Source organism: Actinomadura rudentiformis, from assembly GCF_008923185.1.
In the GTDB taxonomy this organism is placed as follows: Bacteria; Actinomycetota; Actinomycetes; order Streptosporangiales; family Streptosporangiaceae; genus Spirillospora; species Spirillospora rudentiformis.
Genome location: NZ_WBMT01000004.1, coordinates 398,075 through 421,801, shown reverse-complemented (window position 1 = coordinate 421,801; position 23,727 = coordinate 398,075). Strand labels below are relative to the sequence as shown.

Annotated in this window: 27 protein-coding genes; 15 read left to right on the top strand and 12 right to left on the bottom strand. The window is 67.0% G+C overall.

Annotation, left to right across the window (positions count from 1 at the left end; all coding sequences use genetic code 11):
• Positions 1-55: 55 nt before the first annotated feature.
• A complete protein-coding gene (locus F8566_RS11290; RefSeq protein ID WP_151560098.1) occupies positions 56-2,032 on the bottom strand; it encodes a 1-acyl-sn-glycerol-3-phosphate acyltransferase in 1,977 nt (658 codons plus the stop codon).
• Between the two features lie 336 nt (positions 2,033-2,368).
• Between F8566_RS11290 and F8566_RS11285 the strand changes: the two genes are divergently transcribed.
• Positions 2,369-2,968, top strand: a complete 600-nt coding sequence (locus F8566_RS11285) for a dihydrofolate reductase family protein (RefSeq protein ID WP_151560097.1) — start codon at positions 2,369-2,371, stop codon at positions 2,966-2,968.
• Between the two features lie 29 nt (positions 2,969-2,997).
• Here F8566_RS11285 and F8566_RS11280 read toward each other — a convergent pair whose 3' ends face one another.
• Positions 2,998-3,324 carry a hypothetical protein gene (locus tag F8566_RS11280; RefSeq protein ID WP_151560096.1) on the bottom strand — a complete coding sequence of 109 codons (327 nt, stop codon included), beginning with the start codon at positions 3,322-3,324 and terminating at the stop codon, positions 2,998-3,000.
• Positions 3,325-3,407: 83 nt separating this feature from the next.
• Between F8566_RS11280 and F8566_RS11275 the strand changes: the two genes are divergently transcribed.
• The gene (locus F8566_RS11275; protein ID WP_151560095.1) at positions 3,408-3,818 is read left to right on the top strand and encodes a hypothetical protein; all 411 of its coding nucleotides are present in this window, start codon (positions 3,408-3,410) and stop codon (positions 3,816-3,818) included.
• 60 nt (positions 3,819-3,878) lie between these two features.
• Here the strand turns inward: F8566_RS11275 and F8566_RS11270 are convergent, their stop codons facing one another.
• Together F8566_RS11270 and F8566_RS11265 are read right to left on the bottom strand one after the other, a co-directional pair.
• Complete coding sequence (locus F8566_RS11270; protein ID WP_151560094.1) at positions 3,879-4,298, bottom strand: ribosomal maturation YjgA family protein; 420 nt, start codon at positions 4,296-4,298, stop codon at positions 3,879-3,881.
• 234 nt (positions 4,299-4,532) lie between these two features.
• A complete protein-coding gene (locus F8566_RS11265) occupies positions 4,533-5,405 on the bottom strand; it encodes a sigma-70 family RNA polymerase sigma factor (RefSeq protein WP_151560093.1) in 873 nt (290 codons plus the stop codon).
• Between the two features lie 82 nt (positions 5,406-5,487).
• Here F8566_RS11265 and F8566_RS11260 point away from each other — a divergent pair, with 82 nt between their 5' ends.
• A complete protein-coding gene (locus tag F8566_RS11260) occupies positions 5,488-5,937 on the top strand; it encodes a carboxymuconolactone decarboxylase family protein (RefSeq protein ID WP_151560092.1) in 450 nt (149 codons plus the stop codon).
• A gap of 243 nt (positions 5,938-6,180) precedes the next feature.
• The gene (locus F8566_RS11255) at positions 6,181-7,170 is read left to right on the top strand and encodes a BtrH N-terminal domain-containing protein (RefSeq protein WP_151560091.1); all 990 of its coding nucleotides are present in this window, start codon (positions 6,181-6,183) and stop codon (positions 7,168-7,170) included.
• A gap of 63 nt (positions 7,171-7,233) precedes the next feature.
• On the opposite strand, the gene F8566_RS11250 is transcribed toward F8566_RS11255, so the two are convergent.
• Positions 7,234-8,184: an STM4015 family protein gene (locus F8566_RS11250; protein WP_225993048.1), complete on the bottom strand. Its 951-nt coding sequence runs from the start codon at positions 8,182-8,184 to the stop codon at positions 7,234-7,236.
• Positions 8,185-8,276: 92 nt separating this feature from the next.
• On the opposite strand from F8566_RS11250, the gene F8566_RS11245 reads away from it, so the two are divergent.
• From F8566_RS11245 to F8566_RS11225, 5 genes are all read left to right on the top strand, one after another.
• Positions 8,277-8,654: a hypothetical protein gene (locus F8566_RS11245; RefSeq protein WP_151560090.1), complete on the top strand. Its 378-nt coding sequence runs from the start codon at positions 8,277-8,279 to the stop codon at positions 8,652-8,654.
• Positions 8,655-8,769: 115 nt separating this feature from the next.
• The gene (locus tag F8566_RS11240) at positions 8,770-9,762 is read left to right on the top strand and encodes a helix-turn-helix transcriptional regulator (RefSeq protein ID WP_225993047.1); all 993 of its coding nucleotides are present in this window, start codon (positions 8,770-8,772) and stop codon (positions 9,760-9,762) included.
• An 11-nt stretch (positions 9,763-9,773) separates the two neighbouring features.
• Positions 9,774-10,925 (top strand): DSD1 family PLP-dependent enzyme, encoded by a 1,152-nt coding sequence (locus F8566_RS11235; RefSeq protein WP_151560089.1) that lies wholly within the window; start codon positions 9,774-9,776, stop codon positions 10,923-10,925.
• 8 nt (positions 10,926-10,933) lie between these two features.
• The gene (locus F8566_RS11230; RefSeq protein WP_151560088.1) at positions 10,934-11,881 is read left to right on the top strand and encodes an ornithine cyclodeaminase family protein; all 948 of its coding nucleotides are present in this window, start codon (positions 10,934-10,936) and stop codon (positions 11,879-11,881) included.
• Complete coding sequence (locus F8566_RS11225; protein ID WP_151560087.1) at positions 11,878-13,062, top strand: pyridoxal-phosphate dependent enzyme; 1,185 nt, start codon at positions 11,878-11,880, stop codon at positions 13,060-13,062. Before F8566_RS11230 ends, F8566_RS11225 begins: the two co-directional genes overlap by 4 nt.
• A 65-nt stretch (positions 13,063-13,127) precedes the next feature.
• Here F8566_RS11225 and F8566_RS11220 read toward each other — a convergent pair whose 3' ends face one another.
• A complete protein-coding gene (locus F8566_RS11220) occupies positions 13,128-13,445 on the bottom strand; it encodes a winged helix-turn-helix transcriptional regulator (protein WP_151560086.1) in 318 nt (105 codons plus the stop codon).
• Between F8566_RS11220 and F8566_RS49805 the strand changes: the two genes are divergently transcribed.
• The 3 genes from F8566_RS49805 (at position 13,444) to F8566_RS11210 (ending at position 14,229) form a co-directional block, all read left to right on the top strand.
• Positions 13,444-13,593 carry a hypothetical protein gene (locus F8566_RS49805; protein ID WP_192809634.1) on the top strand — a complete coding sequence of 50 codons (150 nt, stop codon included), beginning with the start codon at positions 13,444-13,446 and terminating at the stop codon, positions 13,591-13,593. The genes F8566_RS11220 and F8566_RS49805 overlap by 2 nt on opposite strands.
• A 63-nt stretch (positions 13,594-13,656) precedes the next feature.
• Entirely contained in the window at positions 13,657-13,938 is a 282-nt protein-coding gene (locus F8566_RS11215; protein ID WP_151560085.1) for a DUF6504 family protein, read from the top strand.
• 3 nt (positions 13,939-13,941) lie between these two features.
• Positions 13,942-14,229: a hypothetical protein gene (locus F8566_RS11210; RefSeq protein ID WP_151560084.1), complete on the top strand. Its 288-nt coding sequence runs from the start codon at positions 13,942-13,944 to the stop codon at positions 14,227-14,229.
• Between the two features lie 49 nt (positions 14,230-14,278).
• Here F8566_RS11210 and F8566_RS11205 read toward each other — a convergent pair whose 3' ends face one another.
• Both F8566_RS11205 and F8566_RS11200 read right to left on the bottom strand, forming a co-directional pair.
• Positions 14,279-15,013: a cutinase family protein gene (locus tag F8566_RS11205; protein ID WP_151560083.1), complete on the bottom strand. Its 735-nt coding sequence runs from the start codon at positions 15,011-15,013 to the stop codon at positions 14,279-14,281.
• Between the two features lie 158 nt (positions 15,014-15,171).
• Positions 15,172-16,248: a hypothetical protein gene (locus F8566_RS11200; RefSeq protein WP_151560082.1), complete on the bottom strand. Its 1,077-nt coding sequence runs from the start codon at positions 16,246-16,248 to the stop codon at positions 15,172-15,174.
• A 152-nt stretch (positions 16,249-16,400) separates the two neighbouring features.
• Between F8566_RS11200 and F8566_RS11195 the strand changes: the two genes are divergently transcribed.
• Positions 16,401-17,216: a transporter substrate-binding domain-containing protein gene (locus F8566_RS11195; protein WP_192809633.1), complete on the top strand. Its 816-nt coding sequence runs from the start codon at positions 16,401-16,403 to the stop codon at positions 17,214-17,216.
• Positions 17,217-17,287: 71 nt separating this feature from the next.
• Here the strand turns inward: F8566_RS11195 and F8566_RS11190 are convergent, their stop codons facing one another.
• Together F8566_RS11190 and F8566_RS11185 are read right to left on the bottom strand one after the other, a co-directional pair.
• Positions 17,288-18,595 (bottom strand): erythromycin esterase family protein, encoded by a 1,308-nt coding sequence (locus F8566_RS11190; RefSeq protein WP_151560080.1) that lies wholly within the window; start codon positions 18,593-18,595, stop codon positions 17,288-17,290.
• Between the two features lie 137 nt (positions 18,596-18,732).
• Entirely contained in the window at positions 18,733-19,146 is a 414-nt protein-coding gene (locus F8566_RS11185) for a glyoxalase superfamily protein (protein WP_151560079.1), read from the bottom strand.
• Positions 19,147-19,293: 147 nt separating this feature from the next.
• On the opposite strand from F8566_RS11185, the gene F8566_RS11180 reads away from it, so the two are divergent.
• The gene (locus F8566_RS11180) at positions 19,294-20,016 is read left to right on the top strand and encodes a TetR/AcrR family transcriptional regulator (protein WP_151560078.1); all 723 of its coding nucleotides are present in this window, start codon (positions 19,294-19,296) and stop codon (positions 20,014-20,016) included.
• Between the two features lie 37 nt (positions 20,017-20,053).
• Here F8566_RS11180 and F8566_RS11175 read toward each other — a convergent pair whose 3' ends face one another.
• On the bottom strand, positions 20,054-20,944 hold the full coding sequence (locus tag F8566_RS11175) for an esterase/lipase family protein (RefSeq protein WP_225993065.1): 891 nt from the start codon (positions 20,942-20,944) through the stop codon (positions 20,054-20,056).
• 346 nt (positions 20,945-21,290) lie between these two features.
• On the opposite strand from F8566_RS11175, the gene F8566_RS11170 reads away from it, so the two are divergent.
• Positions 21,291-22,379 (top strand): hypothetical protein, encoded by a 1,089-nt coding sequence (locus tag F8566_RS11170; protein WP_151560076.1) that lies wholly within the window; start codon positions 21,291-21,293, stop codon positions 22,377-22,379.
• A gap of 53 nt (positions 22,380-22,432) precedes the next feature.
• On the opposite strand, the gene F8566_RS11165 is transcribed toward F8566_RS11170, so the two are convergent.
• Positions 22,433-23,506, bottom strand: a complete 1,074-nt coding sequence (locus tag F8566_RS11165) for a hypothetical protein (protein ID WP_151560075.1) — start codon at positions 23,504-23,506, stop codon at positions 22,433-22,435.
• Positions 23,507-23,727: the final 221 nt, after the last annotated feature.

Below are 23,727 nucleotides of genomic sequence, written 5' to 3'. Positions count from 1 at the left end.
GGCCGCTGGGCGGACGGCGTGCCGCCACTCGGGCCTGGTGAACCGCCTCGGATGGTTATGGATTCGCCTGCCCTTCGTCGTTACTGCTTGCGTCGTGGCTGCTGCTGGCCGCGAGCTTGCTGTCGGCGAGGGGCAGGGGCGCCGGTGCGCCATCGGTGGCGCGGGCGTCGAGATCGGCGGTCAGGTCAAGGCCGTGGACGAGGACGGCCAGTTCGGCGGCGTAGGCTCGCCGTCTTTCCCCGCAGGGGTCTGCCTTGTCGGTGATCGCGGTTTTCTCGCTGGTGGTGGCCTTGTCGGCGGCGACGGTCGCGGCGCGCCATCGTTCTCGTGACCGTGATTCGGGCCAGCGCCCGCTGAGCGCTCCCTGCCCGGGCGGAAGCTGCAGGGCTCCCGCCTGCGGGGCTTCCATCTGCGGGTCTCTCGCCTGCAGATCTGTTGCCTGCGGGTCTCTCGCCTGCACGTCGTTCCTGGCCAGGGCATTGGCCGCTGCGAGCGCCGCCTCCAGTGGGGCGCCGAGCACGCGGTGGGCCAGCAGGAACGGCTGGGCGGCCAGCAGCCGGGTGGGGGAGTTGGGCGCCACGACGGCGTCCACCTCTCCATCCGTCCAGCCCATCGCGGCCAGCTCGCGGTGGAGCGCCTCCAGGAATGCCGTCGGCTCAGACAGCGGGACCAGACCGTCGAGCACGCCGTGCAGGCGTAGTGCTCGTGACTCGACCGTGGCCACCGTGCTGTTGGCGGCGGTGGCCAGCACGAGCTCGGCGACGGCGCGCGGTACGAACCAATGGACCGCCTGTTCCTGGTAGAACGCGGCCAGGTGGGCCTGCTCGGGGCCGATCCGGTAGCGGCGGGGAGAGGTGGGCTTAGGGGTTTCGGCGGTGATGGCACCGGCGCGTATCAGCCGGCCCAGCGTCCGCTGGACCTCACCCTGTGAGGTGAGTGAACGCATATTCACCGCGGGGATCGCGCGGTCGCTGATGAACGCCATGAGCGGCTTGAGTTCACGCATGATCTGCCACACATCGCGCGGCTCGCGGTGGCCCCCGTTCAGGAGCAGGATGAGCAGGCAACCCGGGGTCACCGGGGTCGAGGCCTGCAACCGGCGTGCCAGTTCGGCGCCCACGGCATGGGTGGCCCTCCACCCGCTGGCCTGCGTTGCGGTCGCCTCACGGCTCGTGCCTGGCACATCGGCGCTCCGCTGGGCTTGGGGGAGGCCGGTGCATTCCCGGATTGAGAACGGTGTGCCGAAGCTGATCCACGCTCGCCCGCCGCGCAACCGCCGGCTGGTCCGGCATTGATCGATCAGCCAGCGCATCCCACGGGCGCTCTTGATGAATCCGGCGTCCTCGGCGACGAGCCTCTCGACATCGGGGAGGAGCTCGTAGGCGATGGTCACCGGCACCACGTACGCATCACCGGACGGGCTCTCGTCCAGCACATCGACCAGGTCGCGGATCAGGCCGTGCTGGAACGGACGCAGCCGGCCAGTCCGCGAGCGGCCGCCCTCGGGATACCACTCCAGGTTGTGGCCCTGACGCACCGCGTACCTGAGATAGCTGCGGACGGCCAGCGCGTACAGGGGATCCCCGGCCAGGTTCCGCCGGATGAACACCGAACCCGCGCGACGACCCAGATGTCCGATAGGCCAGAACGCCATGGTGTCCCCGGTGAACCGGATGGTCGGCGGGAGACCGACCGCCCGAAGGGTCGTGGCCAGGACCATCGGATCGGCGTAGCAGCGGTGTGCGGGCAGGAAGACCAACGGGTGACGTGCGGAAAGGCGGTGGAGCACGGCTGCCGCGGAACGTTCCGCTTGCAGATTCCAGCAGCACACCACCGGATGCGAAATCGCGTGCAGCAGCCGCATGGCCCGCTCCTCCTGTGACGGGACCAAGAGCCGCAGGTGGGCCTTGAGCTTCTCTTCGGCGTCACCGGTTGACAGACCCAGTTGGGCGGCGAGCCTCGCAGTCTCGGCCTGGACCGCCGGAGCACCGAGTACGTCCTTGATGACAGGTCCGAGACTGGTTCTTCCCATGGCCTTCCGTTCTCGACGCGGGACTGCGGGGACGACGCCAGGTCGGCGCGGCCCGGGCGGTCGGCTACTGCCCCTGCACGGGTGGCCGAGTCGGCCGGTTCCCCTCGTCTCGACAGGTGATTGCCTACTCTCGCGACATGAAAGGATACGGAGAGTGGCGAGATTAGAACTTACTGCACGATGCCTTCTGGAGGGCCAACTGCGGATGAGGCGTGTGGCGGACCACGTGATGTCGTCACGCGGGCTGCCTCAGCGGGCTCGCCTGTCCGGCGATGAGTTTTCCGGGGATGGATGGTCTCAACGCTCACAATCAGGCAGGACGAGAGGAGCGCGGCCATGGGAAAGGTGAGCACCGGGGCCAGCATGTCGCTGGACGGCTACATCGCGGGACCGGGCGAGACGGGCTTCGAGCATCTTTTCAAATGGAACGGCAACGGCGACGTCCCGATGAAGACCGCCGACCCGAACATGACGATGATGATGACCAAGGTGAGCCATGACTACTTCAGCGAACGGATGGCCGAGCTCGGGGCGCTGATCGTCGGCCGCAAGCTGTTCGACTTCACCAGTGGCTGGGGCGGCCGGCACCCGCTGGGCAGGAAGACGGTCGTCCTCACCCACACCGTGCCCGACGGCTGGGAGCCGGAGAACGAGGCTTTCGTCTTCGTCCACGACGGCATCGAGGCCGCGGTCGAGCGGGCCAAGGAGATCGCGGGCGATCTGGACGTCGGGGTCAACGGCGGCACGATCGCGCGCCAGTGCCTGGAGGCCCGGCTCCTCGACGAGATCTTCGTCGACCTCGTCCCGGTGCTGCTCGGCGGCGGCACGCCGTTCTTCGACCATCTCCAGAACGCGCCGGTCGTGCTCGAGGGGCCGATCACCGTTCTGGAGGGCAGGGACGTCACGCATCTGCGTTACCGCGTCACCTACACGTGACCGCCTGGAGCCCGCCGCCGGAGCCGGGGTCACTGCTGTTGTACGCGGTGGTCACGCATTGGTGGACGGTTGAGCACTTCGACGTACATGATCCTTTCGTCCACGACATCGAGGATGAGCATTCCTTCTGAAGGCATCAAAGGAACACATCGGTGGCCGGGACCGAACGGCTGGCCTCGCGGGTGATCTTCGGTAAGGAAACTCTGGCAGAAGTCGTCACCGCAACCGCACTCGGCGACCAAGCGGAGATCCCACGCGCTGATGGCCAGCATGTTCTCGCCCTCGTCCTCCAAGAGGGCTACCAGCTCGGCGACCAGGTCGGGGAAGACCTCACGAACGAGGGGATGCTGCTCCATGCGTCGACACTATGACTCGGGTCCGCAATCCGACGACACCAGGGCGTGTCATAGGTTTCGGTGGAGTCGATGCGGAGGTGGCTGTGAGCTGGGATGTGCTGGTGTTGAAGGCTCCCGGCGAGGTCGTCGGTGTCGATGAATTGCCCAAGGATTTCGACCCGGGGCCGATTGGCTCGTTGCGGGACGTACTGGATCGGCTGCGGCGACATGTGCCTCTGATCGACCTGTCCGATCCGACGTGGGGCCGTATGGAGTCGGAAAACTGGTCGATCGAAGTGAACATCGGCAGCGATGACCCGGTGGAGTCGGTGATGCTCCATGTCCGTGGAGGCGGCGACGACGTGGTGCCGATCGTTGTCGAGACCGCTCGAATCCTCGGCTGCCGGGCCCTTGACGTGTCTTCAGGAGAGTTCCTGTCGGACGGGGACACGGCGGGATGGCGGGCGTTCCAGGAATACCGCGATCGCGTCATCGACCACCGACGCGGCATTTAGCCACGCGTCCTGCTTCCACGAATACCAGTGTTCATGAAAATCCCCTACCGCTCTTCCAGATCACGATGTGAGGGCGGGTGTCGGGTCTGTTCGAGAACGTGTGCGGCCTCGGATGAACCAATGCGCGGCGACCAATGGGATGACGCCGACGGGGTACCAGGCAACATCAATGAGGTCGAACTGGGCGCCTAGCAGCTGGCGCGCGAACCAGCTGCGTTGGGAGAGTGCCGCCGGTATGGGGGTGAGCTGTGCGAACTCGATGAACCAGCAGTATGCGATCGCGGTGCTGCCGGCGGGTAGTGGTGAAATCGGCGGCCATATGACGATCACTAGCGTGTAGACGATGGCCGCGGACAAGGCGGCGCCTGAGTACTGTTCGATGGGCCCGTCCATCGTGGCGCGGATTGCGTAGGCCGCTCCTGCAAAGCCGGCTGCCAATACCACCATCAGCAGCCGAGTCCAGCGCACTGTGAGCGACATCGCGCAATCATAAGTGGTAGCGCAGCTAAGGCGGCAGGCGGTCTGCTGAGCTTGGACGGGCCGCAGCTTCCCCGCTGCCCAGGGCGGGACAGCAACCTGACGGGCACCACGCGCTGGAGTGGCCTGCGGTCGTCCGCGACATCGTGATTAGCCTGCTGACTCGTTCGGGCGGCGCTGTCGCCAGCGCTCGCGAGCTCGGCCGTACAACGAGTGGCGCATGCACCCGGCGGTGGTTCACGCCGGATCCGGCAGGTCCATGGACGCGAGTTTGGTCGGGTCGGCCACGGCTGTGATGGCGGCGATCCGGCCGTTGGCGACGGTGAACGCGATGAGCGAGAGCGGGGTTCCGTTCTCGCGCCAGGAGAGGAACCCGGGCAGGCCGTTGACGAGCACCGTGCGCTGCCGCGCGGCTGCGCGGGAGAACATCTGCGCGCCGGTGGCGACCTTGGTGGCGCCGAGGGTGACGACCACGCCGCCGGGGGTGTCGACGGTCAGTTTCACGTCCGGGTCGAGCACGCGCAGTAGGCGTTCGAAGTCGCCACTGGCCACGGCCGCGCGGAAGGCATCGACCACCTCTCGCTGCTCCTGTCCGGTGACCGGCTGCCGTTCGGTCCCCTGCACCTTCCTGCGCGCGCGGCTGGCGAGCATCTTGGTGGCGGCGGTCGACTTGCCGAGGATCTGGCCGATCTCGTTGAACGGCACCCCGAACAGGTCGTGCAGCACGAACGCCAGCCGCTCGCTCGGCCCGAGCGACTCCAGGACGACGAGCAGCGCGAGCCCCACGGAGTCGGCGAGCGCCACCTCGTCCTCGGGCGCAGGGCCGTCGTCGACCGTCACCACGAATTCGGGCAGCCGGTCATCGTAGGACGCTTCAGGGCGGGCCTGGCGGGATCGCAGGACATCCAGGCTGATCCGTCCGACCACCGTCGTCAGCCAGCCGGCGAGGTTGTGGATGGTCGCGGTGTCCTGGCGGGAGAGCCGCAGCCAGGCCTCCTGGACCACGTCCTCGGCGTCGGCGTGCGATCCGAGCATGCGGTAGGCGACCGCGCGCAGCCGGTCGCGCTGGTCCTGGAACGTCTCGGCCACTGCCGGGCTGGTGTCGGGCATGTCGTTACCTTCCTCGGATCTGTTCCGTCATAGGTGATGACGGCCCCGGACGGGCACAGGTAACCGATAGGGAGCAAGATCGATGCAAGCACGCATGAACGGCCCGGTGAGTCCCGACGTGATGACGGCGATCCAGCATCTCAACAAGGCGGTCCACGCCGGTGGCGTCGACCCTCTCGTGATCGAGTTGGTCCACTTGCGGGCCAGCCAGGTCAACGGGTGCAGCCCGTGCGTATTTGCCGGGGTGGCGTCGGCGAAGAAGCACGGAGAGACCGACGAGCGCCTGCACAACGTGGTCGCCTGGCGCGAGACGCCCTTCTTCACCGAGGCGGAGCGGGCAGCGCTCGCACTGGCCGAAGCCGCCACCCGGATCCAGGATGGCGCGCCAGGCGTGACCGACGATATCTGGGACGCAGCCGCCGCCCATTTCGACCAGAAGCAGCTATCCGCGATCATCCTGGACATCGCGTTGACCAACTTCTTCAACCGGCTTAACCACGCCGTCCGCGAGCAGGCCGGCAAGACCTGGTGACCCAGGGCCTCCAAGCACCCTCGTTCCGATGAAGATCCCACCACGAGAAGACCGGGCAGGGCCGGAGCTCGCTTGTGGGCCGCTACCAATCGTCAGGCTCAGACGCTGACCGCCCGCTGCGCGCAGCGGTGGACTTTCCCACAGTGGGAGAGTCCACCATGGTGGCGTGCAGAACGATTTCCATCGGCGCTTCGTGCGCGATTCCGCGCGTGGACGCCGGCTCCACGTCAAGGAGGGCATGGCGTGACCACGGTCAGCGGCATTGATGCCCGCGGTATGCAGCACTGCGAGACGACGGCGCTGGGGGTGCTGCTGCGGCACCAAGGTCTCGATCTGTCCGAGCCCATGCTCTTCGGCCTCGGCTCCGGCCTGTCCTTCATCTACTGGGACGGCAAGAACTTGGACTTCCCCTTCCTCGGGGGCCGAATCAAGCCGTTCGACCTCACCAGAAACCTGGCGACCAGGCTCGACCTGGAGCTCCTGGTCCAGGAGACCACCTCGCCCCGCCGGGCATGGGAGAACGTGACGGCCTCCATCGACGCCGGTCGCCCCGTCGGACTGCAGCTCGACAGCTACTACCTGGACTACTTCGGGTCCAAGGTGCACTTCGGTGGTCATGTCGTCGCCATGTACGGCTACGACCACCGCGACGCCTTGCTGGTCGACACCGACCAGCAAGGCGGAGCGGTGTCCACCAGCCTGACCAGCCTCGCCCAGGCCAGGGCCGCACGTGGCCCGATGGCCGCCAAGCACCGGTCCTTCACCCTCACCGTTCCAGGGAGCCTGCCCTCTCCGCAGGAGCAGATCGTTCCCGCCATCACCGCCTGTGCCGACGCCTTCCTCAACCCGCCCATCGCCAACCTCGGCCACCGAGGCATTGAGAAGGCCGGCAAGCTCGTACGCACATGGCTCCAGCGCACCGACGCCCCGCAGCGGGACCTGCCACAGGCTGCCCTCTTGATGGAGAAGGCCGGGACCGGCGGCGCCCTGTTCCGCAACCTCTACCGCGACTTCCTCGCCGAATGCACCCAAGTGCTCGACAGCAGCCACTTGCGTACTGGCCACGGGCTCTACGCCGAGGCAGCCGCCCTGTGGACAGAAGTCGCAGCACTGATCACAAAAGCCGGTGAATCGGGCGACTCGCAGTGCCTCGTGCGGGCGGGCACCATCCTTGGTGATCTTTCACGAGTAGAGCGTGAGGCCATGCAGGCGCTGAGCCGCCTAGGGGAGTGAGACCCCACGCGATGTGCCTGGCCGCGTTGTGGGCATGACCACGTTGTGCTTTTACGGCCTCCGTCAATCTCCGTCTGCGACGGCGGTCCAACGGAAAGCGCCGCCGTCCTGCTGGTCGTCAAGATCGACCTTGACGCCGGGCAGGGCCTTCTCGATCCGCTTCATCATCGAACCGCTCAGATAGTGGTGACGCAGGTCGAGTGAACGCAGGTGGGTCAGCGGCTGGCCGGACAGCAGCGCCTCCGCACCTTCGTCCGTGAGCGTGCCCAGCGACAACGCCAGTGACTCCAGCCTGGCCACCACCGGCGCTCCCGCCACGGCGGCGGCGATCTCGTCCTGGATCTCGGCGTTCTGCAATCCCAGGTGCCGCAGGGACGGCAACAGCTCACCCGACCAGATCGGCGCCAGGTCCGCGACGGTGGCGTCGCCGCCGTAGGCGGTTGTGCCGAACCACAACTCCAGATGTTCGAGCTTGGGGAGGTCACTGCCGGCCACCGCACGTACCACCTGCGCCGGCAGCCCGGTCGACTCGAACCGGAGTTCTCGCAGGTGCCTGTGTCGGAACGGCTCCAGCCGCACTGGGAACTGGCCGTATCCCTCGCCGCCGCGCAGCCCGAAGCGCTCCAGCAGCGGGAACGCCTCCAGCAGCGGGGTGATGTCGGTGTACTCGACGCACGAGATCCGCCACTCGTCCCAAACGTCGGCATCACCGAGGAACAGCGAGCGCAGGTTCGGGAACCGTCCGGCGGCGGCCTTGAGCAGGCCCACCGGGTCGGCCTCGCCGCCGTTCTCCCACTCACCAAAGAGCAGGGCGGTCACCGTGGCGGAGTCGACCTCGTCCAAGAACCTGACAAAGGCCCGCTCGAATTCCTCGTAATCCACCGTCCTCACCCGCCAGGCCACCCCTGCCGGCGACCGATCCAACGCCCCCTGCTTGTCATCGATGCCGAACGGTGTGACGTCAACGACCGGCAGGCCCGCGAACTCTGACATACGAGTGAGATGAACAGACATGACCGACACCTCTACCAGAGCCGATGGGGCTAGCGGATCCAAAGATCCTTACGGGGCGTCCGAGGTATGTCGGACGACGAAGGGATCTGCTGGTGGGTGGTTCGTGGAGCGGTGAGGCCGAGGTTCCGGTGAAATTGTTCGGCGGGAACGCCGCCGTTCGCCCCGCCTCTTTCGTCCTGGACGATGAAGGCGCGACCATCCATGCGATGGGTAAGGCGCACGTGATCCTGCAGGCGGAAGTGGCCAAGGTCTACGTGTGCAAGAGGTTCTTCAGGACCTTTGGGCTGTGCTTCCAGATGCGCGACGCCCGGGACTACATCTTCTGGATAGCGGGGCGGCAGCAGAAGGCCGAGGACGCCCTCTGGGCGGTGAAGCGGGCTGGCTTTCCCATCTCACGCACGATCTATCGGCCCTACGAGGGGCGCACGAATCCCTCCGACACGATCATCGGTGGTCCTCGCTCTGAGTGAGCCGGAGTTGTGCACGCTCCGGAAACCGTCGGTGTGGGTTGGATCTTTCGTCCAGACTCTGGACTAAAACTACTGATAGGGTCCCTGGTAGGAGACGGACGAAAGGGACCGTGCGGTGGCCGACGACAGTGCGGACGTGATCTTGTCGGCGTTGATGCCGGTCATCGACGGCCTGGCGGGGACGTTCGGACCGACGTGTGAGGTCGTGCTGCACGACTACCGGCGGGGTGAGCAGTCGGTCGTGGCGGTGTCCGGCGCGGTGACCGGCCGCAAGGTCGGCAGTGCGCTGAGCGAGATCGGCTTGGCCGTGCTCGCCCAGGGTGATGCGGCGCAGAACGACATCAACTACATGACGCGTACCCCGGATGGGCGGATCATCAAGTCCTCCACCATGCCGCTGCGCGATGGCGCGGGCCAGGTGTTCGGTGCCCTGTGCGTCAATGTCGACGTCTCGGTTTTGCGGCAGGCGAGCGACTTGTTGACGGCACTGGCCGGGACATTGCCCGTACAGATACCGGCCACCACGTTCAGTGACGACTTCGATGACGTCGTGGACGCGCTGATCCGGGCCGAAGAGGTGTCTCGTGGCAAGCCGGTGGGCGCTTTGAGCCGAGGGGAGCGGCTGGCGCTGCTTCAGGTCTTGGATCGGCGTGGTGTCTTCACTGTCCGCAACGCGGTGCCCCGGATCGCCGAACGACTCGGTGTGTCCCGCTCGGCCGTGTACGCCGATCTGGCCGAATGCCGCAAGAGGCCATCGCCACCCCAGGAGCGCCCCGACACCGCACGCAGCCCCGTCACGACGATCGGCGCCAACGAGTCGATCGGCGCAGACACGGCGAACGGCGCCGACACGGTGAGCGGCGCCGACACGGTGAGCGGTGCCGACACGGTCAGCGGAGCCGACAAGGCGAGCGGTGGCGGCGCGGTGAGCGGTGGCGACACGGTGAGCGGTGGCGACACGGTGAGCGATGGCGACACGGTGAGCGATGGCGACACGGTCAGCGGTGCCGACACGGTCAGCGGCGGCCACAAGGCGAGCGGTGCCGATGCGGCCAGCGGTGGCGGCACGGTGAGCGGGGGCGGCTCGGCGGGTGGGGTCGGCGAGTAGTGAGGGAACTGATGAACGAGTGGGGATGGCCGCAGGGGCAGGGGACGCTGGACGATCCGTACACCCCGTTTCTGGCGATAGATCCAGCAACGGTGACGGCGAACATCGGTCGGTTGCGCGCGCATTTGGACGGGTTGGGGGTCACGCTGCGGGCGCATGTCAAAACGGCCAAATCCGTAGATGTGGCTGCGCTGCTGTATGACGGGGGGCCGGGGCCGATCACGGTCTCGACGCTGGCTGAGGCTGAGGCGTTCGCTGACGTCGGCTACCGCGACATCGTTTACGCAGTCGGGATCGTGCCGCAGAAGCTGCGCCGGGTGACCGCGCTACGGCAGCGAGGCGTGGACCTGGCGGTGTTGCTGGACAGCGTGGAGCAGGCCGCCGCGCTCGCCGCCGAAGGCACGGGCATTCCCGCTCTGATCGAAGTTGACTGCGACGGCCACCGCGGCGGGGTGCGACCCGACGACCCGGTCCTGCTCGACATCGCGCGGACACTCGTTGACGGAGGCGCCATTGTGCGGGGCGTGCTCGTGCATGCCGGCGAGTCTTACCACGCCGACGGTGTCGAAGAGCTGCGCGCTGCCGCTGAGAACGAGCGGCGCTGTGCGGTGCAGGCCGCCGAGGCGTTGCGGGCGGCCGGTCATGATGCGCCCGTGGTCAGCGTCGGGTCGACGCCGACGGCTCACTTCGCCACGGACCTCACCGGTGTCACCGAGGTGCGGGCGGGCAACTTCGTCTTCTTCGACCTCGTGATGGCCGGCATCGGTGTGTGCTCCACTGCCGACCTGGCGATGACGGTGGTCACGACGGTGATCGGTCACCGCCCGGACAAGGGGTGGATCCTCACCGACGGAGGCTGGATGGCGACCTCCCGCGACCGCGGTACCGCACGCCAGCGAGTGGACCAGGGCTACGGCCTCGTCGCCGACCTCGACGGCGATCTCTACGAGGACCTGCTGATGGTCGACGCGAGCCAGGAGCATGGCGTCCTGGCGATCCGCCCAGGTAGCACCGCCGCCCTGCCCGACCTGCCGGTCGGTACCCGCGTGCGGATCCTGCCCAACCACGCCTGCGCCACCGCGGCCCAATACGACCGCTACCACGTGACCGAACCCGGTTCCCGCACCGTCACGGCCGTGTGGCCGCGCATCAGAGGATGGTGACCACCGTCATGCAGTTTCTGCCCGAGGAACGATCGGCTGCCCTGGTCACCGAGGAACTCGCCTTCACGGCCGTGCGCGACGCCTTGATCGCCGCCGCTGGTCCGCAGGCCGACGTGTTCCCGGCCGTCCTCGGCCACGGATCGCAGCGGGAAAACCGGTTCACGGTGAAGTCCGCCACCTCGGCACAGCTCGCCGGGGTCAAGATCGGCAGCTATTGGCCGGGCAACGCCGACAAGGGTCTCGCCCGGCACAACTCCCTGGTCCTGCTGTTCGACCAGGACCACGGCCGCATCGGCGCGGTCGTCGAGGCCGGTGTCGTCAACGCCTACCGCACCGCAGCCGCCGACGCAGTCGCCGCCAGCGTCCTGGCGCGTACCGACGCCGCCACGCTGACCATCTTCGGCGCCGGGCACCAGGCCCTCTACGAATGCACCGCGCTCTCCCGGGTGCGGCCCATCACGACCATCCATGTCGTCGCCCGCAGCCGGCAGCGCGGCGAACACTTCCTGGACAAGCTGGCCGAGCGAGGCCTCGCCGGCCAGCTCACCGACGCCGAGCAGGCATGCCGTGCCGCGGACATCGTCGTCACCGCGACCACCGCCACCGCGCCGCTGTTCGACGCCGCGTGGGTGCGCCCCGGCACCCACATCGCCAGCATGGGCTCCGATGCCCACGGTAAGCAGGAACTACCCCGCGACCTGCTCAGGACGGCGCGGCTGTTCTGCGATCTGCCGGCTCAGTCCGTGCGCATCGGGGAGCTGCAGCATGTCGCCGACCTCGTCCACGACGGCACCCTCCAGGTGGTCGCCATTGGCGACGTTCTGACCGGGCAAGCCGAGGGACGTCGCAGCGAGCAGGAGATCACCGTGTTCGACAGCTCCGGCATCGCCCTGCAAGACCTCTTCGTCGCCGATGCCCTTCTCCACGCCACAGCCGGTACGGAAGAGACCCCATGAGTCACACCACCGGGACACTGGACACCATGGCGCTACGGTGCTCCGCGTGCGGCCACACCCACCTGCTGGATGACTTGGCGTGGCGGTGCGCGAGCTGCGGCGGCGTGCTCGACCTGGTCGGGTTCACCCCGGTCATGCCGAAGACCGCTGACCTGGCCGCCCGCCGGCCCAGCCTGTGGCGCTACGCCGAAGCCCTGCCGATCGGCGAACCAGACGACATCACCATGGGCGAGGGCGTGACGCCTCTGGTCACCGCCCCTGGGCAGCCCGGCGTGCAGCTCAAGGTCGACCACCTCATGCCGACCGGGTCGTTCAAGGACCGCGGCGCAGTCATGCTCGCCGCCCTCGCCGCCCGCCTCGGCGTCACCCGCCTCATGGCCGACAGCAGCGGCAACGCCGGAACGGCCATCGCCGCCTATGCCGCCCGCGCCGGCATCGCCTGCGACGTCTACGTCCCCGAGGGCACCTCACCCGGCAAGGTCGCGCAACTACGCGCCTACGGTGCCACCGTTCACCAGATCCCCGGGACCCGCGAAGACACCGCCCGGGCCGCAGCCCTCGCCGCCGACGAGCCGGGCGTCTTCTACGCCAGCCACGTCCACCACCCGTTCTTCCTCCACGGCACCAAGACCTATGCCCTTGAGCTGTGGGAACAGCTCGGCGGCAGGATGCCCGAAACCCTCGTGCTGCCTGTCGGCAACGGCACTCTGGTGCTCGGCGCCTACCTCGGCTGCGTCGAACTGCTCGACCAAGGGCTCATCGACCGGCTTCCGCGCATCGTCGCGGTCCAGGCCGCCGCCTGCGCGCCGCTGGCCACTGCCTTCGCCGAAGGCCAGCCGGCACCGGCCGACATCACCTTGCACGGCACCACAGACGAGGGCATCGCCATCGCCAGACCCACCGTGGCCGAGGGCATCGCCATTGCCAGACCCGCCCGCGGCCCGCAGATCCTCACCGCCGTGCGGGCCACCGGCGGCACCATCATCACCGTCACCGACGATCAAGTGCGCGCCGCCCACGCATCCCTGGCCCGCGCCGGCCTCTATGTCGAACCCACTTCCGCGGTGTGCTGGGCCGCCATCCAAGCGGGCCTCGTCACCACCACGCCCCGACCCGACGGTCTTCCCGCCGCCGTGGCGCCGCTGTGCGGCAGCGGCCTCAAGTCCAAGCCCCCGGCCTGAGGGCTGAAACCGTCCGCGCTGGTGGGGTACTCGTCGGCTGGTGGCGTCGGTGTTCTCGTCGTTTGTCAGCCGCGGTCGTCGTAGGCGCGCCGGGCCGCGAGCAGGTCCGGGGCGGCGTGGCGGGCCCAGTCCGCGAGGGCCTCCAGGGGATCGCGGATCTGCGCGGCCAGCGGGGTGATGGCGTACTCCACGCTCGGCGGCGCGGTCGGGTGAACGGTCCGGGTGATCAGGCCGTTGCGTTCGAGGCTGCGGAGGTTGAGGGTCAGCATCCGGCGGCTGACGCCTGCGATGGCGCGTTCGAGCTGTCTGGGCGGCGGGTTGGCTGCCTCTGGCGTGCCGACGCTGATGTACGCCGGTACGGCCGATCCCTGGCATGACCCCATGCGTGACTTCGCCCACGCTCAGGGCATTGAGTTCTTCTCCATCGCGGACGCCGACCACGGTGGCGCCATCCGGCGCCCCGACGAGGTCCTGCCCCGAGTGCTGCCATTCCTGCTCTCACGGCCGTTGCAAGTGAGCGGCGCCGGGTGAGTCACATGGTGGCGAATCTGCAGTAGAGTGGCACTTCGAACGTATGTTCGACATGATGCGGCGGTGAGGGTTTACAACGAGCGCATTACGGGTGTCGAGACCGATCGAATCGGCAGGCCACTCCGATGGACGTGGCGGCGTCGGGTCTACAGGGCCGGGCCGGTGCTGGACTACTGGGTCACCACCCGTGACTGGTGGCGCGAGGAGGTGTCCCTGGCCGACGGGGGATCCCAGCCGATCCGCCACTGGCTGGTTGAGGCTTCCAGCGCCGCGGGCTCTGGGCAAGCCGAGCTGGCATTGGACGAGGCGTCCATGACCTGGCGGCTCATCGGGCTGGTCGACTGATCCGTGCGGTTCGAAGAACACCTCTACTGCCCGCCGCTCGTCTGGCTGTCGGGCGTTCAGGCGCATGGTTATCTGCTCGCCTGGGTCAAGCACGAGAAGACAGGGGAGTGGCGCGGTGTCGTCACCTGGACGCGGGTCAGTGGAGACAGGACGAACCACCAGCGGCTGGTCATCACAGCCGAAGCGCGGGGACTTCGTCCGATGGAAGCTCCCGCCGCTTACGCAGGTGTCCCACGGCTGCTGCTGACCACGTCCGGTGAGATCGAGGTGCTGTCTGGTGGAGGCGTCTAGCGAGGGCTTGTGTCGTGGGCGTCCTCAGGAGGACGCCCACGACATTTCCTTAGCCGCCCTGGACCTTGGCCACGGCGAAGTTCACGCCTTGGGTCGGCATTCCATTGGTGAAGTAGGCGAGGTGGGCGATGAAGTTGCCGGTGCTGCCCTGGCAGACGAAGTCGTCGCGCACGCAGTAGTTCTGGATGCGGGAGCTGTAGGTGCTGAGCGCGCCCAGGGGGCGGGGCGGGGGGTTGCCCGACTGCTTGCCGGGTTCGAAGGTGCCGACGTTGTACGGCTCGCCCGCCCGGAAGCGGATGTCACCGAACATCACGATCGCGGCGATCCTGCTGCTGGCGGCGGAGCTGACCGTGCCCTTGTCCGCGCCCCAGATGCGGGCGGAGGTAGCGGCCAGAGCGTCACCGACCACGCCCGCGCCCTGCGAGTAGCCCAGCAGGATGTACTTCTGGTTCGGGCACGCCTGCGTTTCGGAGTTGAGGGTACTGATCAGGTTGCCGACGCCCACCGGTGCGCTGGTGTTGAACGAGGGCTGGGCCGGATAGGTCAGCTCGGTGTACTTGGCCTGACCGGGGAACTTCTGCAGGATCAGGTCGCCCATCGGCTTCTGCAGCCAGCTTCCCTCCTGCGGTTCCCAGGTGCCGCGGGCGGAGATGACGCTGACCGCCTTGCACTCGGCCGCGGCGGCGGGCACTGCGGTGACGGTGGCGACGCCTCCGGCGGCCAAGGCCATGGCGGCGGCGCCCGTCAGGATTCGCCGGCCGGATCTGTGAGTGACGGACCGCATGACGCGGCTCCTTCCGCTCGGGGTGGGGGATTCGGCCGAAGTGTCGCTACGACGCCAGCGCCGTACTACGCGTCCAACTGAGCGAATAAGCCGTGGCCATTTGTCATTTACAGCAATCCCGCCGACACAGCGAGCGCGTTGTCAGTTCGCCGCGTCGTTCATCCGTCGAAGGTCGACCACTGAATGTGCAGGTCGGCCAAGGGCCGCAGGACGCTGCGGTGGGTTGCGCCCATCCGTATCCAGCTCTGCTCCTCGGTCTCGGTGATCTCTGCGACCAGGCCAGGGGCGACGTAGAAGGACGCCGAATACCAGGACCACATCCAGGTCTTGAGCGGCACTCGCGCCAGGATGGTGGTGAGCGGTTCGGCCATCGGGGTGGGGATGTGGCCGCTCCAGGCCTGGTAGGGCGCGCTCATGACGGCTTCGGACAGCGTGAACTGCAGGAGGAAGCCGCTGAGTGGTTCGCGTTCGGCGAAGGCATGGTCGGGAGGCTCGACGGTCCAGACGGTGGGATCGTCTTCGGCGGGGTCGAGCGCCCAGTAGAAGCCGCCTTGATTCTCGTAGCCGAACCGCAGCCGGCCCTGGTCGTCCAGAGATAGGTCGGCTGGGCGGTGGATGGAGTTTTGCACTCCCAGCAGGTGATGGCGGCCTTCGGCTAGCCGGTACAGCTCGTCCAGGGCCGCCGGAACCGCGAGTGAGGGCGGGGCCGCAGTTCGCTCGTGATCGGCTGTGCGAGGGTGCCAGCCTTGGACGAACTGCCGCAGTGCGGCGGTGGGGTCGCTGCGCACCAGATCCAGCCACTGAACGCCTGGAACGTGGGTCGGCGGGGTCGGTGGACGGACCCGGTCGAGCACCTGAAAGTCCAGGGGCGAGTCCAGCCGCAGGAGGCACTCATGGATCTCTTGCGGTGATTCGCGGTTCGGGCCACCGCGTGACAGGCGGCCGGTGCCGAGATAGATCATGCCTTCGGGCAGCCGGCCGAACAGGTGGATCGGCCGCGGATGGGCATCCCAGAGTCGCGTGGCGACCATTCCGGGCATCGGCTCCAGCAAAGCGAACGTGTCGCGGCTGCGAACCCCGCTGAGCTTCAGGTCGTCACCGGAGTCGGCAATGAGCACCGTACAGCCGGAACCGACCGCCGCTTCGCTGCCGAAAACGGCGAAGGCGTCCGCGTCCGTACCGGCGACGGCGAACGCCGCAGCGGCATCGACCACAGCCAAAGGCGTCATCGGCATCCCGCGACATTAGTGGAATATGGCAGGAATGCCGCAGTGGGCGTGGCCGATCTCTGGCGCCTCGCCCCTTTCTCGGGAAGGATCTCGACACCGGTTTTGTGATGATCGACGCTATGGGTGCCGGTCAGCTGTGCGGGACGGGAAGGGGACCGATGAGGGTTGCGTCCAAAGCGATGGTCGGTCTGGCACTGGTGGCGAGCGTGGGGCTCGCCGGGTGCGGGGAGGCGGGAGAGCCGTCGATCATGGACAAGGACACGCTGGTCGCCGGGGTCCGGCCTGACCTTCCGGGGATCGGGCTGAAACGTCCGGACGGCGCGTTCGAAGGGTTCGACGTGGACGTCGCCCGGCAGGTGGGGGAGCGGCTCGGCAAGCGGGTGGAGTTCGTCCAGTCGTTCGCCGCCGACCGTGAGCGGCTGCTGCTGGAACGGCGCGCCGACCTGGTGCTCACGTTCTGGGTTCGGCCCGACTGGAAGCTTCGCCTGACGTTCGCGGGACCCTACTACCCCTCGTACCAGGACATCCTCGTGCGTGCTGGCGAACGTGCTATACGCGGCGTGCGTGACCTCAAGGGACGCAAGATCTGTGCCGTCAAGGGAGCCGGGGCGGCCGACCAGGTGACCAAGGAACGGGGCGTCGCCGCCGAGCAGGTGTCCGCGCAGGACTACGACCAGTGCGCGGCCATGCTGCGGAGCCGGAGCATCGACGCCATCACGACCAACGACACCATCCTGGCGGGGATCAAACTGCGGCAGGGCCAGGACTTCCGGCTGCTGAACGCGCGGTTCGGGGAACAGCGCACCGGGATCGGCATGCGGCGCGGCGACCCCGACGGCTGCGAGGCCGTCAACAAGGCCATCACGCAGATGTACCAGGACGGCACGATGACCAAGCTCATGCACAAGTGGTTCAAGGGATCGGGACTGGATCTGTCGGTCATCGAGGTCCCGGAGTTCGAAGGCTGCCTTTGACCGCAGGCAGGTGACCGCAGGCAGGCGGCCAGGCCCCCAGAAAGTGGCCTGGCCGCTGCACAATTGGACGGTCAAAGGAGGGTGGCGGCTCGAACGCGATGTAGGTGGATGAGGACGTCGTAGAACGTGCCCAGGGCTACAGGCCTGGTCGAGTCCGGATAGTCGGACCCGATTTCGCGAGTCGGCCGAGCCTGCCGCAACCAGCTACGGGCCGGCTCCGGGACGGTGCGCATATCCAGCATGTAGTCGCGGTACCGCACCTTGTCGAGCGTGGGCTCGTTCCCGCCTTTCTCTGCAGATCCCACTGTGACTGGACGCAACACGCCGGTATCGGGGTCAAAGGCGTTGAACGAGCCGTGGTCGAACGTGAAGCCGATGTTCACATAGCGTCGCCCTATCTGCTCCCTGATCAGGTCGCCCTGGATCCGGTACGGGTATTCCGGTCTCGAGTTGCCGTACGCGACGTGCCCGTTGTGGGCTGACAGCAGCGTCTTGCCTCCCGTGTGCTCGTTCCACCAGATCGTGTTGTCGGCCATCGCCTGCTCGCGATGCTGGACGGCCCGCAGCAGGTCCGCCTGGTCGGCAAGGTCGTACGAGTAGATCCCGGCGACCTGGGCGATGAACTTGGCGTATTGAACGATGGCGCCGTCGGCTCCGCGTTCGCGCAGGAGCTTCATGACCTGCGTGGCGTTGGCAAAGGATGCCTTGCGTTCGGCAAGCGGCTTCTGCGGATAGGCCTGCATCCAGGTGTCCATACCGGCGTTAGGCCGCAGACCGCTGTAGTGCTCTTGCACCGTCGGCAACAGGTCGGGATGGTGGCTGCGTACGTATCTCTCGACCCGAACGAATAGTTCCATGCCCGGATAGTCGATGTCGTTTCCGACGTACTGCAGCTTGGTGGCGTGCCGTGCGTTGTAGGCGCGCATCCACTGGAAGAGGTCGAGGTATTCGCGCGTGTTCCACAAGCGCGTGCCGCCCTGGAACTCCTCGTTCATGATCTGCCGTATGTCGCCCGTGCCCTTCACCACGTAGTCGTTGATGCGAAGACCGGCGGCCACATGCACTTCCTGGCTGAACGCCTTGAAGCCCTTGTTCTCCACCAGGTATCGGAAGACCCTGTGCTTCATGGTGAAGAACTCGCGTGAATTGTGAGTCGCCTCGCCCAGACCCACCACGGTCGCCCCGTCCAGCATCTTTCCGAGCGAGTGCAGATCGTTCATGCCGCCGGTCGGCTCGGTGCTGAGCAGTGGGTGAGCGTGCGCCTCAATGGCACCGACCACCGTCGTCCTGCCATCGGCGCTCGCAGGTTGTGGAATGGCCACCAGCACGCCGGCGGCTACGAGGCCTTGGAGTAGGTTGCGTCGAGTTCTGATCGGCATGACGCATATGATCTTCCGCCCCCGGCTTGCCCGGCACTACCGCTAGCAGCCCTGCATTTACGGGGGTACTCCCCATTTTCGCAGCAGAGCCGGACCCCGTGCACGGGTTGACCCCGGTAGTGGAGCCGGATCCTCGCTCAGTCGCGAGCTGTGATCTGCTGGATGGCCCAGCTGTTGCCGTCGGGGTCGCTGAATCGGCAGAACCCCACGTTGTTCAGGTCGTCGCCGTCGCGTGCCGGACGCTGCCCTTCCTCGGCGTAGACAATGATCTCGGAGACGTCCACGCCGCGTTCCACCAGCTCGGCACGCGCGGCCTTGATGTCGTTCACCACCAGTTGCACGCCCCTGAGCGAGCCGGGCGACATGCCCTCGTGGCTGTTGCTGAGCACCACTGAACAGCCCGACCCGCGTGGGGTGAGCTGGACGAAGCGCACGTCGTCACTGACCGAGGTGTCGTGGTCGACGGCGAAGCCGAGCTGGTCGGCGTAGAACGTCTTGGCCCGGTCGACATCCGATACGGGCACCGAGACGACTTCGATGGTCCAGTTCATGTGCAGGGCCTCCAGGGCCGATAAGCGAGGTCTCCGCTCACGCTTGTCTGTTACCTCAGGAAGGTTTGTATCCAAGAGACACCCTGCGTACTGTAGACACGGCGATTGAACGAGAGCAAGGCCCAAACACGGCGTGGACGGAGACGGATGGCGGGGACAGGCAACGGCGACCGGAAGAACGTCGCGCTGCTCTGGGCACTGCACGCACGTCCGGCCAGCAAGCCCCGTCTCGCCCTCACCGTGGGCCGGATAGCCACCACCGCGGTCGCCATCGCGGACGCCGACGGCATCGAGGCCGTCTCCATGCAGCGGGTCGCGGCGAGCCTCGACGTCACGAAGATGGCGCTCTACCGTCATGTGTCCAGCAAGGCCGAGCTCGTGGCCGTCATGATCGAAACGGCCGTCGGCGAACCTCCGGACATCACCCACATCGACGGCGGCTGGCGCCCGCGCATCGAACGCTGGGCCGAGCTCGTGCGCGCGACCTGGCAGGACCACCCGTGGCTGCCCACCGCCACCACCGGCGACCGAGCCATCGGCCCCCGCGAGATCGGCTGGACGGAGAGCGCCCTGAGCGCGTTCGCGGACACACCTCTCACCGGCGCCGAACGCATCGACGCCGTTTTCCTGGTGAGCGGCCACATTCGCCACACCCATGCAGCGGCCAACGCAGGCACCCAGCCATGGACCAGCGAACGTCGCGCCCGCACCGAGATCAGCGAACTGCTGCGCGAGCAGGAAGACCGCTTCCGGCACATCCTCAGTGCAGTGGACGACGTCCACGACGCGCCGCCCGACAACGGCTGGGCCTTCGGGCTGAACCGGATACTCGCGGGGCTGGACCAGCTCATCAAGGAAAAGAGCGCCTAGCCACACGTAGCGGACTATCGGCCCTTCCAGGAGCGGGCTACCAGTCCTTCCAGTAGTAGAGGGCGTTCCTGGCGGCTCTGGTAGGCACGGCTCCGGTCGAGTCGGTGTACCACTTGTCGTCGTAGTAGTTCCAGTACGACTGCGAATAGGCACCGCTGGTGAGCGAGACCAGCTCGCCGTGGTCGATGCCGGCGCTCGCGTGGTAGCGGACGTAGTGGCCGGCGTCCATGCCGTGCGCCGCGGACCTCGGCACGACGGTGTCGGCATCGCTTCCGATCAGTGTCCAGTCGGGTCCGTAGTTGTAGCCGGTGTTCGGGTTCTCCAGCAGCCACTGCCGGAACGCCGATCCCTCCTGCATATCGTTGCACTGCTGGCTTCCCGTGAGGCCGGTGCAGTACGTCGCGAGCGGTGGGGCGCTGTGCGGGGTACCGAGCGTTGCCACGTCCTCGATGTAGAGATGGGACGGGAAGTCCGGGTGCTTCTTCTTCACTCCGGTGACCGCGGCGCGAACGATGAGACCGCCCATCGAGTGAGCCATGACGTCGACGTACACCCCGTACTTGGTGAAGGAGCTGTAGATGTTCCAGGCCAGTCGGCTTCCCAGCCATCTCAGGTCCACGGCGTATGTGCCGGACTCAATGCGGGTGTTACAGCCGGACGCGTTGGTGTAGAAGCACACGACGTGCGGACTGCCGCTCCAGCCCCAGCGCTTCATCGCCTCGTAGACCGGCTTCCACTGACCGTCCCAGAGGTCGCCGTGAGAGCTCGCCGAGCTGAAGCCCGGCACGAAGTACACGGGCCTGGCGGAGCTGTTGGCGCGGGGCGGAGGCGGAGGCGGCGGCGGAGGCGGGGCGGTGGCGGCCTCTGCCGGAACGACCGCGACACAGGATGCGAGGAGTAGCACGCACACGACCAGGATTCGACGCATCACGAAATTCCTCCTCCTCTGAAGAAGAATCGGGGAGGCGCATAGCGTGCGCCGTCACGCCCAAGGTGGACAGGGCAATGAGCGCACGACAGCGGGAAATCCGCGCACTACCGCACTCTCCTACCGGCCTGGCGCGCCGCCGGCGTCCCGATCCTGGAAGCCGCAAAGGCAGAGTGAGCCCCGGCCTCGAAACAGATCACCGGCAGGCTCGGACGCTTTGTCTTCAACCTTCGTTTACCGAGCGAGCCGGATTTCGGTTGTCCGCATCAGGACACGCACAGTGACAACGCCGGGATTACTTGGCACGTCATGCAAGTGAATGTTTCGTTCCAGGGAAAGGTGTTCGATGAAACTGCGGGGGCTGGCGGCGCTTTCGGCGCTGTTTCTACCGGCTGGGGTCATGACGGCCGGTGTGGCGGAGGCGGCTCCCAAGTCGGCGCCACAGAAGTGGAAGTTCAGCACGCGCACCAACGTCGCGGGGGACGACAGCCTCGGTGCCCTGGCGGTCACCGGACGCAAGAGCGCCTGGGCGGCCGGCGGAGTCTGGCAGGGGCCGCCGCTCCTGTACCGCTGGAACGGCAGCGCCTGGCGCCGGGTCAAGCTGCCTGCGCATGTGAACCACACGCTGGAGGAGATGGACGCCACCTCGGACAAGAACGTCTGGGCGTTCGGCGGTGACTACTCATCGGTGCTCAAGTCGTTCCACTGGAATGGCAAGTCGTGGAAGACATCCGTGGTCGAAAGAGGAGAGGTCTACACCTGGGACGCGGAGGTGATCTCCTCGAAGAACGTATGGCTGTCCGTCAGCGAACACTCCGGCCGCGGCCAGTTGCGTAACTGGAACGGCCGCAAGTGGCGGAGCATGCGAGTTCCCGCAGCGGGCCGGCTGTACTCATTGAGTTTCTCGTCCGGCAAGAGCGGATGGGCCGTCGGCACCAAGGCCAGCGGCGGTGGGGCAGTGGCCGTGCGATGGAACGGCTCCTCCTGGAAGCCCACGGCCCTACCGCGGATCCAGATGCCGAAGGGCTCCACGTTGCACCTCGGCAGCGTCCTTGCGTTGTCGTCCCGGAACGTCTACGCCGTCGGCTCCTACAGCTGGATGGTCGATGACGACGAGGAGTTCCGTCCCATCGTCCTGCATTGGAACGGCTCCAAGTGGCGCAGGCTCACGGGTCCGAAGGTGCATTCCAACCTCTCGGGTCTGACCACCGACGGCCGCGGCGGCCTCTGGATGAATGTCGGTGGCGACAGGCTGGCGAACTACCGCGCAGGCCGCTGGACCGTCACCCGGATCCCGGGTCCCGCCGGACAACACGTCGGCCTGGACGCGATGGCGAACGTCCCGGGCACCGCGACCATGCTCGGTGTCGGCTACGCCAGGCCCGATGGCCCCGAACCCAACACCCAGGATTCAGTCTTCTTCACCGCCCGCTGACCATGCCGGGAGCCGGCGTGCGCACTCCGCGCACGCCGGCTCCTTGGTCGTGGTCAGCCCAGAGAGGTCCCGGTCCCGGACGGAGTGCCGGCGAGCAATGGCCGGTCCACCGCACCGGGCGATGCCGTGCGGACGCCAAGCGAACGCAGGCGGCCGTAGGTATTGATGAACGTGTTGGGAGTATCCGACGCCCAAGTGCTGGAAGTCCCCCAGAACACGACCGCCCAATAGGAGTCGCAGTAGGTCTTGGAGTACCGCGAGAAGCGGCCCTTCCTGTCGACCTTTGCCCAGCCGCCGTTGTACCAGGTCCTCTCGCCCTTGCAGCGGAAGACAAGCTGTACGTTGCGGCCCGCGAACGGAACGTGCTTGCGCTTGGAGGGGGAGTAGCGCAGTAGCGTGCCGGTTGCTCTTACCTTGTTGCCCACGCGCAGCTTGCGTGGCGAGAACTTGGCAGTGATGCGGGTGTTCCAGCGCAACACCTTCTTGGTGCCGCTAACAGCAGGCTTGAAGTCGGTGTCGCCCTTGTAGTACAGGCGGAACGAGCCTGACTTTCCGTAGTAGTAGTTCTTCAGGCTGACCGTCGAGTGTCGAGCCGGGAACCTTTTGATGGTCTTCCAGGTGCTGCTTCCCCGGAAGGCGTGCTGGAATTCGAGGCCGCCCCACGGAATGTGGTTGGCCCTGCCGTTCACCGAAAGCAGGCCGGTCTTGGTGAGGGAGAATTTGCTCATCGTCACCGTCAACGGGCGCAACACCGTGGGCAGGGCAGTGATCCTGGCCTCGGCGGTCTTGCCGTCCGCCGACGCCTGCACCTTGAACTTCGTGGTGCGAACGAAGTCGAACGTCGTCGAGAACCGGCCATCGTCGCCGTAGATCCCGAGACCACCGGTCATGGAATGGGAGACCGCGTCGGCCTCGTAGCCGAGACCGATGAAGTTGTCACCCGGCTTCCAGACCCCGTCTTCCAGTTTTTCGAGCTTGCCCGACAGTACGGCCTGCGAGCCGGGCGCGGTGCGCGGGATCGGGTCAAGCGTGATTCTGAGCCCCTTGATCTCCGCCGACGCGGCGGGAACGGGGGCCACAAGCATGGCCGGTGTAAGCAGAACAACACCGACGGTGATACGGCGCATAAAACCGCCTTCATGATCGGAAACGAGTCGCCCGATCGTAGGGCATGCCGCCGACAAAAGTCGCACGAATAATTTCTTTCGCAGTCGCCCCTGCTGAGTGACCGGAATCGGTCACCTGGGCGCTGCGATCTTCGTGGAAGGATTATCCGACGCCTTCGACGAATGGGAGAACATGTCCTCTATTCGCACGGTCGCCGCAGCGTCCACGGTGGCCGCGTGCA